This window comes from Formosa sp. Hel1_33_131 (assembly GCF_001735745.1).
Taxonomy (GTDB): domain Bacteria; phylum Bacteroidota; class Bacteroidia; order Flavobacteriales; family Flavobacteriaceae; genus Hel1-33-131.
In genome coordinates this window covers 16652-31546 of the sequence record NZ_CP017260.1, presented here as the reverse complement: position 1 = coordinate 31546, position 14895 = coordinate 16652, and the positions used below count along the sequence as shown (strand labels likewise).

Here is a 14895-nt window from a genome sequence, read left to right as displayed (position 1 = left end):
TTAAAAGATTAAAAGATTGGCATCGCTGTACTCTAAACCAAACCAATCGGCTACAGATTTATTCGTTAAAATGCCGTGGTAAAAGTACAATCCATTTTTTAATCCCATGTCAAATCTTAGTGAATTTTCTATCCCTCCATCTTCTGCAATTTTCAAAAGATAGGGTGTAAATATATTACTAATTGACACTGAGGAAGTTCGTGCATAACGCGCCGGAATATTAGGGACACAATAATGTATCACATCGTGTTTTACAAAAGTGGGGTTGTCATGAGAAGTAACTTCACTGGTTTCAAAACAGCCGCCCATATCGATACTGACATCTATAATCACAGATCCTGGCTTCATTTGTTCTACCAATGCTTCACTCACTAAAATAGGCGCTCTGTTGTTTCCTTTTGCCGCTCCAATAGCCACATCGCAACGCATCAATGCTTTTTGAAGGTTTTTAGGTTGCATCGTCGACGTGTAAATCGTTCGACCAATATTCGCTTGCAAGGCACGGAGTTTGCTGATCGAATTATCAAACACACGGACGTTGGCTCCGAGTCCAATGGCAGCACGTGCTGCAAATTCACCAACAGTTCCGGCACCAATAATCACCACTTCTGTTGGAGGGACACCACTAATGTTCCCAAACATCAAACCGTTGCCTTCATTTGTAATGGACATAATTTCTGAGGCGATTAGAATAGAGGCAGAGCCTGCAATTTCACTCAGTTGGCGCACCGCAGTAAACGCTCCTTCTTGATCTTTTATAAATTCAAACCCCAATGCTGTGACTTGTTTTTCGGCGAGTTTCTTAAAATATTCTTTATGCTGCATTTTTAATTGTAGTGCAGAAATCAAAAGTGCTTTAGGATTTAATAGGGCAATTTCCTCTAAAGTTGGAGGTTCAACTTTTAGAATTATAGGGCAGGCAAATACTTTCGCTCTGTCCTTAGATATTTCTGCGCCCGCTTCGCTGTATTCATGATCTTCAAAACTGGCATTGTCTCCCGCACCAGATTCAATCAATAAACGGTGTCCATTGCTTGTCAGCGCCGAAACGGCATCGGGGGTGAGACACACTCTTTTTTCTTGAAAAGAGGTTTCTTTTGGGATGCCAATAAACAAGGCTCCTTTTTCCTTCGTCAATTCTAAAGTTTCTTCTTTCGGAAGTAATTGTTCTCGTGTAAAAGGGGAAGTTGGTTTATGCATAGCCTTTAGTATAAAGCATCTAATTTACAATTATTTTTTTGATCACCCCTAAGAAAGTTTTTTTTCTGAGAGTTTGAGAATTCTACCGCCATTTTCAGCAAGGGACAATTCTAAAACAGTGACGTTTTCAGGAAGTAAATTTTCAATCTTTTCAGGCCACTCGATAAAATTCCATACACCAGAACAAAAATAATCTTCAATTCCCATGTCCAATGCTTCATATTGGTTTTTGAGTCTGTAAAAATCAAAATGATAGACGGTATCCTCTGTAACTTTATACTCATTCACAATGGAAAATGTGGGACTGGAAGCAGTATCGGCTCCACCCATTTCTTTGACCATGGCGCTAATGAGTGTTGTTTTTCCTGTGCCCATTTCTCCATAAAACAACAGTGTTTTGGACTGCGCATTTTTCAGAATTGTTTGCGCGACTTCTGCTAATTCTTCGAGCTTGAAATGTAGTTCTTTAGTCATTTTAGCGAGGATTTAAAACCACAAAAGGAATAATGACTTCTTCTAAAGAGATGCCTCCATGTTGATAGGTATTTCTAAAATAATTCACATAGTAATTGTAATTATTTGGATATGCAAAAAACAGATTGTCCTTGGCAAAAATAAAGGTGCTATTCATTGCTGCTGAAGGGAGGTGAATTGATTTAGGATCTTTTACTGCCAACACATCTTTTCCTTCATAAGAAATGCTGCGTCCTGTTTTATAGCGTAAATTAAGACTGGTGTCTTTATTACCAACGACTTTAGAAGGATTTTTTACGTTGATGGTTCCGTGGTCTGTAGTGATAATGAGTTTAAAATTAAGCTCTTTGGCTTGTTTGATAATCTCTAATAAGGGCGAATTTTGAAACCAACTCTTGGTAAGCGATCTGTAGCCTTTGTCGTTGGAAGCAAGTTCTTTCAGAACTTCCATTTCGGTTTTTGCATGGGACAACATGTCCACAAAATTATAGACCAAAACGGTTAAGTCATTCTGCGCTTTTGTTTTAAAGGTTTCCGATAGTTTTTTTCCTGCTCTTAAATTCGTGATTTTTATATATTCATGTTTCAAATGTGAAAGCCCTAAGCGTTTTAATTGCGCTTCTAAAAATTCGGCTTCAAATAAATTTTTACCACCCTCATCTGTATCGTTTTTCCAATACTGAGGATATAATTTCTCCATTTCACTAGGCATTAACCCTGAGAATATTGCATTTCTAGCGTACTGAGTCGCCGTTGGAAGAATACTGTAATACAAACTTTCTTCTTGTGTTTTATAGTGGTTGTTTACTGTAGGTTCCAGTATTTTCCATTGGTCATATCTTAAATTATCAATAACAATAAGCAAGGTAGGCTGGGAGTCGCTAAGCTCGTTTGCAATCTTATTTTTAAAGAGGGTATGAGACATCACAGGCGCTTGGTGGTCCTCAAACCAATCGGGATAAAACTTCTCAATAAAGCGTCCAAATTGTTGATTTGCTTCCATTTTTTGAGCGTCTAATATTTCACTCATGGTGGCATCGTTGGACGATTCTAACTCTAATTCCCAAAACACTAATTTTTTATAAAGTTGTTCCCATTCTTCAAATGAATTTATTTCATTTAAATTCATAGATATTTTACGAAATTCTTGTAAGTAATTAGAAGATGTTTTTTCTGAAACTAGTCTGTTGTGATCTAGGTTTTTCTTAAGTGATAAAAGAATTTGGTTCGGATTGACGGGCTTAATGAGATAATCGGCAATTTTATTTCCAATTGCATCTTCCATAATATACTCTTCTTCACTCTTCGTAATCATCACTACCGGAAGTGTTGCTTTAATTTCTTTGAGTTCAGACAAGGTTTCTAATCCCGACAGACCGGGCATGTTTTCATCTAAAAACACAATATCAAAATCATTTTCTTTGATAAGTGTAAGCGCTTCTGTACCACTTTGACAAGGGGTTACGGTATAATTTCTTTGTTCTAAAAATATGATATGAGACTTTAAAAACTCAATTTCATCATCGACCCATAAAATATTAATGTTACCCATCTGTTATATTTTTTTTAGTTAAGAATAGAAGTCCTTTCATTTTAGTATTTTTACGTCGTAAAACTTTTTAAAGAAAGTTTAGAATGTAAATTTAACACTATAAAGTTTGAATACGAACAACAAGCTTAAAATATTTAACGATCCAATTTACGGATTTATTACAATCCCGAACACATTAATTTTCGATTTAATCGCACACAAATATTTTCAGCGATTGCGACGAATTTCTCAGATGGGCTTATCGTATTTGGTATATCCTGGGGCGCACCACACCCGATTTCATCATGCGTTGGGCTGTCTGCATCTCATGCAAAATGCAGTTCGAATTTTAAGGTTTAAAGGAGTCCAAATTTCTGAAGCGGAAGAAAACGGCTTGTACATCGCTATTTTGCTGCATGACATTGGACATGGACCATTCAGTCATGCGATGGAACACAGCATTGTAGAAAATATCAGTCACGAAGCAATTTCTTTAAAATTCATGGAAACCTTAAACATAGAATTTAAGGGCGCGCTTGATGTAGCGATTTCAATGTTTAAAGGGGATTACAGTCGTAAGTTTTTTGGACAACTGATCTCTGGACAATTGGATATTGATCGTTCTGATTATTTGAAAAGAGATAGTTTTTATACAGGAGTCTCCGAAGGAAACATCAACAGTGAGCGTTTGATTTCAATGATGAATGTTGTGAACGATGAATTGGTCATTGAAGAAAAAGGGATTTATTCTATTGAGAAATTTTTAACGGCGCGCCGCTTGATGTATTGGCAAGTCTATCTTCATAAAACAAGTTTGGTTGCCGAACAAATGATCACGCGCATTTTGAAACGTGCCAAGGAATTGACGCACAAAGGAGTGAAGTTAGAAGCCAGTTCCGCCTTAAGTTTCTTTTTAAACAGCAGTACCAATCCCACTAATTTTGAGGCGGCTACTTTGAATCAATTTTCATTATTGGATGATTATGATGTGATGTCGGCTTTAAAATCGTGGCAATTTCACGATGATTTTGTGTTGAGTCATCTCTCAGAAATGATCTTAAACAGAACCTTATTAAAAATAAAATTCAAAAACAATCGGATTGCTGATTCCAAAGTGGAATCCATCAAACAAGACCTTATGTTAGAATATACATTAGATGCTCATGAAGCCTCTTATTTTGTGTTTAATGGGCATGTAGAAAACTTAGCATACAACCCACAGCAGGGGGGACTTAAGATTTTATATAAAAATGGAAAAATCAAAGATATCATAAAAGCATCGGACCACCTCTCTTCAAAAGTACTGTCTAAAACAGTTACAAAGCATTATATATGCTTTCCAAAGGATATTCTTTGATAATTTTTTTTACTTTTGCAAGTAATGAAATTTACAGCCACACAAATAGCAGAGATATTAAACGGAGAAATTATTGGAAACCCGGATGTTGAAGTCCATACACTTTCCAAAATTGAAGAAGCAGCTGAAGGCTCCCTTACTTTTTTAGCAAATCCAAAATACACTCCTTATATATACACGACTCATGCTTCAATAGCCATCGTCGGTCAGGACTTTGTTTCTGAACAGAAAATAGAAGCCACACTCATCAAAGTTGAAAATGCGTACAGTTCATTTTCTAAATTATTGGAGTATTACAACCATATAAAAAACAATAAATTAGGGGTTGAATCTCCTATATTTATTTCAGATTCAGCCACTTATGGCGAAGCTGTTTATATTGGTGCATTTTCTCATATTGGTGAAAATGTAGTGATAGGCGATCACGTGAAAATTTATCCAAATACTTTTATTGGAGATAATGTTACCATCGGATCACATACGACCTTGTTTTCTGGTGTTAAAATTTATTCTGATTGTGTGATTGGTGCGCATTGTTTTATCAATTCTGCGGCGGTGATTGGAGCTGACGGATTTGGATTTTCCCCCGATGAAACTGGCGCGTATCAAAAAGTACCACAAATTGGAAATGTCATTATTGAAGACCATGTAGATATCGGAGCTGCCACGACTATTGACCGCGCTACGCTTGGATCGACCCTCATAAAAAAAGGCGTAAAACTTGACAATCACATTCAAGTAGCACATAATGTGGTGATTGGAGAGAATACAGTGATTGCTGCCCAAACAGGCATTGCGGGATCTGCCAAAATTGGTACGAACTGTCAAATTGGTGGACAGGTCGGAGTTGCAGGGCATATCGTCATTGGAAACAATGTGAAAATCCAAGCACAGTCAGGCATCGGACATAATATTAAAGACAACGAAGTCTTGCAAGGATCTCCAGCATTTTCTTTTAGAGATTATTATAAATCATACATTCATTTCAAGAACCTACCAAATATTGTAAAGACCGTTAATACATTAGAAAAAACCCTTAAATCATGATTATTAAATCTGAATCGAAACAAACAACGATTTCCAAAAAAGTATCTTTAAAAGGTGTGGGACTTCATACTGGTTTAGAAGTCGAAATAAACTTCCTTCCTGCTGATATTAATAATGGATATACTTTTAGGAGAATTGACCTAGAAGGTCTGCCCATGATTAAAGCAGATGCCAATCTTGTAACGAATACCCAACGTGGGACTTGCTTAGAAAGAAATGGGGTCACGATACAAACATGTGAACACGTGCTCGCTGCACTTGTGGGACTTGAGATTGATAATGTTGTCATAGAGTTAAGCACTTCAGAACCTCCAATTATGGATGGGTCTTCGAAGTATTTTATAGAAGCTTTAGAAACTGCGGGGACTAAAGAGCAAGAAGCTTACAGAGAAGTGTTTGTGGTTAAAGATGTTATTTCTTACTCCGATGAAGAAACGGGTAGTGAAATTACGATCATCCCGTCTGATGAATATCAGGTCACAACAATGGTCGATTTTGGAACCAAAGTATTGGGAACTCAAAATGCAACCCTACAGCATTTATCAAATTTCAAAAAAGAAATTTCAGAATCACGTACTTTTAGTTTTTTACATGAATTAGAAATGCTCCTTGAGAATGGATTGATTAAAGGCGGTGACTTAAACAATGCCATTGTTTATGTGGATAAGCCCATTTCAACAGAAACGATGGAGCGTTTAAAAATAGCCTTCAATAAAGATTCTATTTCAGTGAAGCCCAATGGGATTTTGGACAACCTTACATTGCATTCTCCTAATGAAGCTGCACGTCATAAACTTTTGGATGTTATAGGGGATTTAGCCCTTATTGGGACGCGTATTCAAGGGAAGGTTATTGCGAATAAACCAGGTCATTTTGTAAATACTCAATTTGCGAAAAAAATATCTAAAATCATTAAAATGGAACGTCGTAATAATGTTCCTAATATCGATTTAAATCAACCCCCATTAATGGATGTAAATGCCATTATGGATATGTTGCCACACCGTCCACCTTTTTTACTTTTAGATAAGGTCTATGAATTATCTCAAAACCATGTGATTGGATGTAAGAATGTGACAATGAATGAATCGTTCTTTGTGGGACACTTTCCTGGAGCTCCCGTAATGCCCGGTGTTTTAATTATTGAAGCGATGGCGCAAACAGGTGGAATACTGGTTTTAAATACCGTTCCTGATCCAGAAAATTACCTTACTTTTTTCATGAAAATGGACAATGTGAAGTTCAAACAAAAAGTGGTACCAGGAGACACGCTTATATTCAATTGTACACTAATCACTCCTATAAGAAGAGGGATTTGTCACATGCAAGGCTATGCCTATGCCAATGGAAAATTATGTGCTGAGGCCGAATTAATGGCTCAAATAACGAAAGTTAAATAAATCTGTTTTACATCAAAAAACGAACAACATGAATCAACCTTTAGCATACGTACACCCTGGAGCAAAAATTGCCAAAAATGTGGTGATAGAACCTTTTACCACGATCAATAACAATGTTGTGATAGGAGAGGGGACTTGGATCGGATCAAACGTTACAATTATGGAAGGTGCGCGCATCGGAAAAAATTGTAGTATTTTCCCTGGCTCTGTCATTTCTGCAATGCCACAAGATCTTAAATATGACGATGAAGACACCACTGTTGTTATTGGAAATAATGTTACCATAAGAGAATGTGTCACCATCAATCGTGGAACTACAGATAAAATGAAAACCGTCATCGGAGATAATTGTTTGATTATGGCCTATTGCCATATTGCGCATGATTGTACCGTTGGAAATAACTGTATATTTTCAAATAATAGTACACTCGCTGGACACACCACAGTTGGCGACTCTGTTGTATTGGCCGGAATGACTGCTGTACATCAGTTCTGTTCTATTGGAAATCACGCCTTTGTTACAGGAGGATCTTTGGTTCGTAAAGATGTGCCCCCTTATGTAAAGGCCGCAAGAGAGCCTTTGTCTTATGTTGGAATCAATTCGGTAGGACTCAGACGTCGCGGATTTACTTCGGATAAGATTAAAGAAATACAGAATATATACCGATTACTCTATCAAAAAAATTATAACAATTCTCAAGCTTCCGAAATTATTGAAGCTGAAATGGAAGCCACTCCAGAGCGTGATGAAATTTTACAATTCATCAAAAATTCTCATCGTGGAATTATGAAAGGATATTTTAAATCTAATTAAACACACATATGGCAAGTACATCAGATATTAGAAATGGATTATGCATACGATATAGTCACGATATTTTTAAAGTGATTGAATTTTTACACGTGAAACCTGGAAAAGGGCCAGCGTTTGTAAGAACCAAAATGAAGAGTGTCACTAATGGAAAAGTGATAGACAATACCTTTTCAGCAGGACACAAGATTGAGGAAGTCAGAGTGGAAACGCATAAATTTCAATTTTTATACAATGATGGGGAAACGTTTCATTTCATGAATACAGCCGATTACTCCCAAATAGAACTCCAAAAAGCAGTTTTAGACAGTCCCGATTTAATGAAAGAAGGCGAAGTTGTAACGGTGCTCATCAATACAGAAGATAGCTCTCCACTTTCGGTAGATTTACCAGCGAGTGTTATTCTTGAAGTGACTTCAACAGAACCAGGCATCAAAGGCAATACAGCGACCAATGCGACTAAACCCGCCACAGTAGAAACTGGTGCAACGGTGATGGTTCCTTTATTTATTAATGAAGGTGATAAAATTAAAGTAGAGACTGCCAAAGGATCGTACAAAGAACGTATTAAAGAATAGTATGAACTTTCTTCAGCCACAGGCCTTAAAAGAAATTGCATCCCTGATTGAGTGTGAATATGTAGGGGATCCAAACTTTGAAGTATTGGGTATGAATGAAATTCACGTGGTATCTGCTGGTGACATCGTCTTTGTGGACCATCCAAAATATTACGATAAAGCCCTTGCTTCTAAAGCAACGGTGGTACTTATCAATAAAAAAGTGGAATGTCCAGAAGGAAAAGTACTCCTAATTTCTGACGATCCATTTAGAGATTTCAACAAACTCACGGCGCATTTTAAACCCTTTCAAGCATCTCATAAACCGATTTCAGACTCCGCAAAAATTGGAACTGGCACAACCCTTCAACCCAACTGTTTTATTGGAAACAATGTGGTGATTGGAGACCATTGTACAATCCATTCTAACGTAAGTATATATGATGGAACTATTATTGGAGATAATGTCATTATTCATGCAAATACAGTTTTAGGAGCTAGCGCTTTCTATTATAAGAAACGTCCCGAAGGTTACGATCAATTACAATCGTGTGGTCGTGTCATCATTGAAAATGAGGTTCATATTGGTGCTTCTTGTACCATTGATCGTGGCGTTACTGGCGACACAACTATCGGAGCAGGCTCTAAACTGGACAATTTGATTCAGGTGGGGCATGACACTCTGATCGGAAAAAACTGCTTAATTGCGTCTCAAACGGGCATTGCTGGCTGTTGTGTTATTGAAGATGATGTCACTATTTGGGGACAAGTGGGCACCACGAGTGGAATCACTATTGGCGCTAAAGCGGTTGTCTTGGGCCAAACAGGCGTTTCAAAATCAATTGAAGGCGGCAAAACATACTTTGGAACACCCATTGAAGAGGCGCGAACCAAACTAAAAGAATTGGCATTACTTCGTAAATTACCAGAGATCATTCAAGAATTAAAACAAAATAAAAATGGATAGAATTTTAAATGCTAAAACCTTTAAAATTTCCATTCAAAAAATTACATTTGCAGCAGTTAAAAAACTAATAAAAACAAAACCAGATGAGTGTTTTAGTAAATAAAGATTCAAAAATAATAGTTCAAGGATTTACGGGGAGTGAAGGCACATTTCATGCTTCACAAATGATTGACTACGGAACGAACGTTGTGGGTGGTGTAACGCCCGGAAAAGGTGGACAAACACATTTAGATAAACCTGTTTTTAATACCGTTCAAGAAGCGGTAGAGAAAGTAGGAGCGGATACAACCATTATTTTTGTACCACCCGCTTTTGCAGCCGATGCTATTATGGAAGCAGCCGATGCTGGTATTAAAGTGATTATTACAATTACCGAAGGAATTCCCGTAGCCGATATGATCAAGGCTTCTAACTATATTAGTGGAAAAGACTGCCGTTTGGTAGGTCCTAACTGCCCTGGGGTGATTACACCCGGAGAAGCAAAAGTAGGCATCATGCCTGGATTTGTTTTCAAAAAAGGAACAGTTGGTGTTGTTTCTAAATCAGGAACTTTAACTTATGAAGCAGCGGATCAAGTAGTGAAACAAGGGTTAGGAATTACCACTGCGATTGGAATTGGTGGCGACCCAATTATTGGAACCACAACCAAAGAAGCTTTAGAAATGCTTATCAACGATTCAGAAACCGAATGTGTGGTGATGATTGGTGAAATTGGTGGGCAACTTGAAGGAGATGCTGCCAAATGGTATAAAGAAAGCGGTAGCAAAAAACCAGTAGTTGGATTTATTGCTGGTGAAACGGCACCTGCCGGACGTACGATGGGACATGCTGGTGCTATTGTTGGTGGAAGTGATGACACTGCCCAAGCTAAAAAGCAAATCATGAGAGAATGTGGTATCCACGTTGTGGAATCTCCTGCAGAAATTGGGAAGAAAGTAGCAGAAGTGCTGGCTTAGAAAATTCTTTTTTATATAATATCTAACCTCCTAATTTTATTGGGAGGTTTTTTGTGTGATATATTTCAATTGTATGTTACCGAATTGTTAAAATTTAAGACAACCATTTTTTTAAATTAACTTTTCGTTATAACTTTAGAGTTCCTAAATCTATTATTATTATTATTATGAAACTTAAAATTCTCATTTTACTTTTTATCCCTCGCTGCCGCACGAATCCTTTCGTGTGGTCATAAAGAAAAGTAACGAGTTTGATAAAAACAAAGAATTGTATTTTAAATTTAAGAAGGAGGTTAGATGAGTAGAAATTATAAATTTCATAATCCAGAAGAATATGTTTATAGTAGTGCCGTTGATTATGCAGATCAAAAAGGATTTATAGATGATGTGCTGGTTTTTAGAATGTTAAATCACCACACGAAAGGATTCGTGCGGTATCCGGGGAGAGCTATCATAGTTCTGTTAATCAGGCAGGTCATCAGAATGTTGTAGCAAAATAAATTGCATTTCATTTAGATTTAATTGATGTTCCACAAACTTTTAATCTTTACGAAAGGAATGGAGATTTAGCGTCAATTAATCTTAGGAATTATGACGACTATAATTCTAATCAACATTTTGTCTATTTAAGGAAAGACTTATTTAATAAATTTCTTAAGGATAACAATTATAAATTTATTTGGAGTATTTGGGGAGAAAGAGAAGTTCACTTTGAAGGGCATATGGTAGCTCGTCAATTTGCACAAGAACATGGAGTAGATGGATATAAAAGTTTAAACAGATAATACCTTATTCTGAATAATAAAAATGAAATTTATTTCGTTTTTTTATTTTGGTCTTGAAAAGTATTAAATACAGAATATACAATCACCTGATTTTGATATTCTTCGTATATAATTATGTAAGGAAATCTTTTTAACGGAAGTTCTCGAAAGACTGGCTTTCTCTTTATTTCAAATAATGCCTCACCATTTTTTAGGGTTTGAAAATAGCCATCTAAATAATTGAAAAAATCTGCACCTAATCCAATTTGCTTGGACTCGTACCATTCTATTGCTTTATCAATTTCTATTTGCGCTTCAAGTTCAATGATTAATTTAGAACCCATACTTATTTCTCAATTTTTGTCTGACTTCGTCCCAAGTAGAACCACTTGTTTCTCCTGCATGATATTTGCGACGACGTTCTTCAACAATTTTATAATGTTCCTCTGGAATAATAGATGGGGCTTGTGTAGATGTATTAATAGAATCAAAAACACCATCTAAAGCTATAAGTTTTGAATCGTCTTGTATAAACAAATTAAATTGTTCTATCAGTTTAGCTCTTAATTCTAATGCTCCCATAATATTATCTTTTAGATAAACAAAGATACATAAATCATTCCAAACGTATGATTTTTAGAGAAACATTAGGTCAATTCATGACAAAGAATTAGTTTAGGAATAGCACATGGGTTGTCTAAAATTACATATTGAAACTGTACCAAATTTAAGGTTGGCATACTCAAAAAAAGAGGTAAAGCCCTTAAAAAAGACGGGGGGCTTCTATCCCTTTGGACTTGAACATAAAGGGTACAATAATAACATGAGCGCCTTTAGAAATAGCGTGGCGTCACGTTTTAAATTTGGAGGTAAAGAGTCTGGGGAAGAACTCGGATTGGATTGGATTGGTACGATGTCTCTGCAAGAAATTATGATCCTGCTTTGGGACGTTGGATGAACCTTGACCCTTTAGCTGAAATTCCTCAAAACTTATCTTTATCGCCTTATAATTTTGTCAAAAATAATCCTATAAAGTTTGTTGACCCTCGCTGCCGCACGAATCCTTTCGTGTGGTCATAAAGAAAAGTAACGAGTTTGATAAAAACAAAGAATTGTATTTTAAATTTAAGAAGGAGGTTAGATGAGTAGAAATTATAAATTTCATAATCCAGAAGAATATGTTTATAGTAGTGCCGTTGATTATGCAGGTCAAAAAGGATTTATAGATGATGTGCTGGTTTTTAGAATGTTAAATTACCACACGAAAGGATTCGTGCGGTAGCGGGGAATTTACTGGTAAAGAGTGAGTATTTAATTTTAAACACTAGAGGCTGTCTAAAAGTCTTTTTTCTTGTCAAGCTGAAGTGGTTTCTGCTTCTCATTAATATTGATTTACAATACTTTGAGATTCTGAAATAAAACAGAATGACATTTTTTTTAATTTATTAAACAATCCCTTTTTATTTAATCCTCAAATTCAGTCGCATTATAAGCGCCTAAATCGGGTGGGGACGTGCGTGTGGTGTTTGTGATATCCACGTTTAAGTTTCCTACGACAATACCTGAGCCTTCTGCAGGAGACCCAAATGGAATGTTCAATTGGTTTATAGAAGGATCTAAAAACTGAGGATCGTTGTTAAACATCACATTTTCGAAGTGATCTGTATTGCTAAAATCGTATTGGGACTCTGAATAAAACCCTGTTGGGTCGTCAAAGTAAATTAAACTATTGGTGAATTTAAAATTAAATACTTCAGAGGGTTCTTTCTCCAACAACAATTCTGGATTGTCATTTCCATAAATAATACAGTTGGTAAAATTCGCAGATTCTAAAGGATTTGTAAATACGGTGTTTTCTGCATCAATAATAAAATTATTAAGTAATAAGGCCGGGAATTGTCTAAAGCTATTGGCCCAATAGTTAGCGATGGTCGAATGCGTGAAATTATAATTTCCACCGTAGGTACCCGCAAAAGAGGACACGCCGCTAATATTGAGCACTACATTTTCAGCACTGATGGAAGTACCTCTTCCCAAGATCCCAAAATTACTGGAGTTATAAATCTGTGAATTTGTAATCACGAGTTTTGTAGGATCGTCTTGATTGCCATCACTTAAAATACCCACGGTTCCATTTTTGATGGTTGCATGATTGATGCTGTTGTTGGTACTGCCATTCAACAACCAGATAGCTTCCCATTGCCCAGGAATGTCTTCGTAAAGGGGTTCCAAACGATCGCCCTGAATGATGATTTCATTCTCCAAAATTTCGGCATCTAAACTCGGCAATCCATTGATGTGTAAAGAAGCATTTTCAGTGATCAGAAGCCCCGAATTGGCATGAAAATGCACACGGGCTCCCGCATTAATGTCAAGTGTTTTTCCGTCTGCAACAGCCGCATAGCCGTAAATCACATAAGGTTTTTCATTGGTAAATGTTAATTCTGAATCTTCTAAAAAACGCCCTTGCACATTGGTTTCATCGTCAACACCATCGCCGTCTACATCAAAAATGAGTGTTTCTACGACGCCATTCGCATCTTTATTTGGATAGATAAATACGGCATCTTTCACTAAGGTTACCAATTCTACTTTTTGAGTGTTCGGGCCCGTTCCAAATTCAATCGCATCGGTGTATAAAAACTGGGTTTCATTGGCGACTAAGGGCTGAATGTCAATGGTGGTTTCAATAAATACAAACATACTGTCTTGTGCCAGAAGTTCTACATTTTCAAATTCTTTTCCGACTAGTGTTCCGTTTCCAATCATACCATCCACATTCATTCGGTAATTGGAATTCTGTCCGTTGCTCAATTTTAAAGACGGAATCAGAATGTCGTTATCAGAGTTGTTATACACTTTAAGGGTATAGGTGCTAGAACCAATATTTGAAAAAATAGTATCTAAATAGACGGTGTCTTTTGAAAAGCTAAGAGTGCCCGTACTTGGTGTAAATTCAAAATCTTGACGACAAGAACTCCAAAAAATGAGTATAAAAAAACTAATTATAAAATAAAGGGAGCGGATCATAAGTTGTAGTGTTTTGGTAAAAATATAACTTTTGAATTAAACGAATCGTATGTAGGTCTTTAAATTTTATTCATTAATAAAAATCAAGTATTCTTTACTCAGTTTAAATAGTTGATCCATCAACTCGAACCTTTTTGATGCACCAAGCAGGGAATCATCCAATTGTTTCCCTTCACAATAATTGAAAAATAATTGAATATGATCCGTTTGAATGCCTAAGCTTTCAGTGAGGAATTGGTAGTTAAATTCTAAATCTTTACGGAACAGGGAGTCTAATTGTTCAAGCTTGATTTGCTTTTTAGATTCTACATTCTTTTTTTTAAAAAGCTTACCAATCTTACTAAAAATTGCCATAAAATCCATATTTGGGTTCGGGGTCACATATTTATTGGGATTTTGTTTTTTATCTGATTTTAAGTTTTTTTGAAAGTCTTTAGAATATTTTTTCTCATCAAACGCTTTCGTTTTTTGACCAGTGCTTAAAATGACTTCGTCAAGTTCGTTAAGCATACGTTTCAAATCGACAATAAACACTTCTTCAAAATCAAGTTGTTTGAGTATAATTTCTTTCCTTTTATATAAAATGGATTCAAACACAAGGGTGTCATTAATTTTAGCTTGGATTTTAAATGTTCCGTTCTCATCAGAATAGCTTTTAATTCCTTGAGAAACGTTGCGAATGGTTACGTTTTTGGCGGTCGATTTTGCATCAAATAGAATCCCTGAAATTGATTGTGAGGAACCCACAATCGGCATTATTAAGAGGAGGGTTAATAGTGGTTTAAGCATTAGGGGTTAAGT

Annotated in this window: 18 protein-coding genes; 11 read left to right on the top strand and 7 right to left on the bottom strand. The window is 36.3% G+C overall.

The annotated features are described in order from the left end of the window. From FORMB_RS00155 to FORMB_RS00145, 3 genes are read right to left on the bottom strand one after another with little or no spacing between them, the layout of a single operon-like run. The gene (locus FORMB_RS00155; protein ID WP_069675530.1) at positions 1–1200 is read right to left on the bottom strand and encodes an alanine dehydrogenase; all 1200 of its coding nucleotides are present in this window, start codon (positions 1198–1200) and stop codon (positions 1–3) included. Positions 1201–1248: 48 nt separating this feature from the next. Further along, positions 1249–1674, bottom strand: coding sequence for a tRNA (adenosine(37)-N6)-threonylcarbamoyltransferase complex ATPase subunit type 1 TsaE (gene tsaE / locus FORMB_RS00150; protein WP_069675529.1), 426 nt, complete (start codon positions 1672–1674; stop codon positions 1249–1251). A gap of 1 nt (position 1675) precedes the next feature. Further along, a complete protein-coding gene (locus FORMB_RS00145) occupies positions 1676–3226 on the bottom strand; it encodes a T9SS response regulator signal transducer PorX (protein ID WP_069675528.1) in 1551 nt (516 codons plus the stop codon). 106 nt (positions 3227–3332) lie between these two features. Between FORMB_RS00145 and FORMB_RS00140 the strand changes: the two genes are divergently transcribed. From FORMB_RS00140 to FORMB_RS00105, 8 genes are all read left to right on the top strand, one after another. Continuing rightward, positions 3333–4562, top strand: coding sequence for an HD domain-containing protein (locus FORMB_RS00140; protein ID WP_069675527.1), 1230 nt, complete (start codon positions 3333–3335; stop codon positions 4560–4562). 24 nt (positions 4563–4586) lie between these two features. Next, positions 4587–5609: a UDP-3-O-(3-hydroxymyristoyl)glucosamine N-acyltransferase gene (lpxD, locus tag FORMB_RS00135; RefSeq protein ID WP_069675526.1), complete on the top strand. Its 1023-nt coding sequence runs from the start codon at positions 4587–4589 to the stop codon at positions 5607–5609. Then, positions 5606–7009, top strand: coding sequence for a bifunctional UDP-3-O-[3-hydroxymyristoyl] N-acetylglucosamine deacetylase/3-hydroxyacyl-ACP dehydratase (locus tag FORMB_RS00130; protein WP_442856520.1), 1404 nt, complete (start codon positions 5606–5608; stop codon positions 7007–7009). The genes lpxD and FORMB_RS00130 overlap by 4 nt, the downstream gene beginning before the upstream one ends. Positions 7010–7037: 28 nt before the next feature. Further along, positions 7038–7823: an acyl-ACP--UDP-N-acetylglucosamine O-acyltransferase gene (gene lpxA, locus FORMB_RS00125; RefSeq protein ID WP_069675524.1), complete on the top strand. Its 786-nt coding sequence runs from the start codon at positions 7038–7040 to the stop codon at positions 7821–7823. Positions 7824–7831: 8 nt separating this feature from the next. After that, entirely contained in the window at positions 7832–8398 is a 567-nt protein-coding gene (gene efp, locus FORMB_RS00120) for an elongation factor P (RefSeq protein ID WP_069675523.1), read from the top strand. 1 nt (position 8399) lies between these two features. Further along, positions 8400–9344 carry a UDP-3-O-(3-hydroxymyristoyl)glucosamine N-acyltransferase gene (locus FORMB_RS00115; protein ID WP_069675522.1) on the top strand — a complete coding sequence of 315 codons (945 nt, stop codon included), beginning with the start codon at positions 8400–8402 and terminating at the stop codon, positions 9342–9344. Positions 9345–9427: 83 nt separating this feature from the next. After that, a complete protein-coding gene (gene sucD / locus FORMB_RS00110; RefSeq protein WP_069675521.1) occupies positions 9428–10300 on the top strand; it encodes a succinate--CoA ligase subunit alpha in 873 nt (290 codons plus the stop codon). Positions 10301–10597: 297 nt separating this feature from the next. Continuing rightward, positions 10598–10792, top strand: coding sequence for a hypothetical protein (locus FORMB_RS00105; protein WP_069675520.1), 195 nt, complete (start codon positions 10598–10600; stop codon positions 10790–10792). Positions 10793–11114: 322 nt separating this feature from the next. On the opposite strand, the gene FORMB_RS00100 is transcribed toward FORMB_RS00105, so the two are convergent. Next, the gene (locus FORMB_RS00100; RefSeq protein WP_069675519.1) at positions 11115–11408 is read right to left on the bottom strand and encodes a hypothetical protein; all 294 of its coding nucleotides are present in this window, start codon (positions 11406–11408) and stop codon (positions 11115–11117) included. Then, entirely contained in the window at positions 11398–11646 is a 249-nt protein-coding gene (locus FORMB_RS00095) for an addiction module protein (RefSeq protein WP_069675518.1), read from the bottom strand. The genes FORMB_RS00100 and FORMB_RS00095 overlap by 11 nt, the downstream gene beginning before the upstream one ends. A gap of 106 nt (positions 11647–11752) precedes the next feature. Between FORMB_RS00095 and FORMB_RS12905 the strand changes: the two genes are divergently transcribed. From FORMB_RS12905 to FORMB_RS12900, 3 genes are all read left to right on the top strand, one after another. Next, entirely contained in the window at positions 11753–12022 is a 270-nt protein-coding gene (locus tag FORMB_RS12905; protein ID WP_069675517.1) for a hypothetical protein, read from the top strand. Continuing rightward, complete coding sequence (locus FORMB_RS13305) at positions 12019–12144, top strand: hypothetical protein (RefSeq protein ID WP_442856531.1); 126 nt, start codon at positions 12019–12021, stop codon at positions 12142–12144. Before FORMB_RS12905 ends, FORMB_RS13305 begins: the two co-directional genes overlap by 4 nt. Before the next feature lie 61 nt (positions 12145–12205). Continuing rightward, the gene (locus tag FORMB_RS12900; RefSeq protein WP_157498046.1) at positions 12206–12346 is read left to right on the top strand and encodes a hypothetical protein; all 141 of its coding nucleotides are present in this window, start codon (positions 12206–12208) and stop codon (positions 12344–12346) included. A gap of 182 nt (positions 12347–12528) precedes the next feature. Here the strand turns inward: FORMB_RS12900 and FORMB_RS00085 are convergent, their stop codons facing one another. Both FORMB_RS00085 and FORMB_RS00080 read right to left on the bottom strand, forming a co-directional pair. After that, on the bottom strand, positions 12529–14094 hold the full coding sequence (locus tag FORMB_RS00085; protein WP_069675516.1) for a hypothetical protein: 1566 nt from the start codon (positions 14092–14094) through the stop codon (positions 12529–12531). Between the two features lie 66 nt (positions 14095–14160). Further along, positions 14161–14883 carry a hypothetical protein gene (locus FORMB_RS00080; protein ID WP_069675515.1) on the bottom strand — a complete coding sequence of 241 codons (723 nt, stop codon included), beginning with the start codon at positions 14881–14883 and terminating at the stop codon, positions 14161–14163. Positions 14884–14895: the final 12 nt, after the last annotated feature.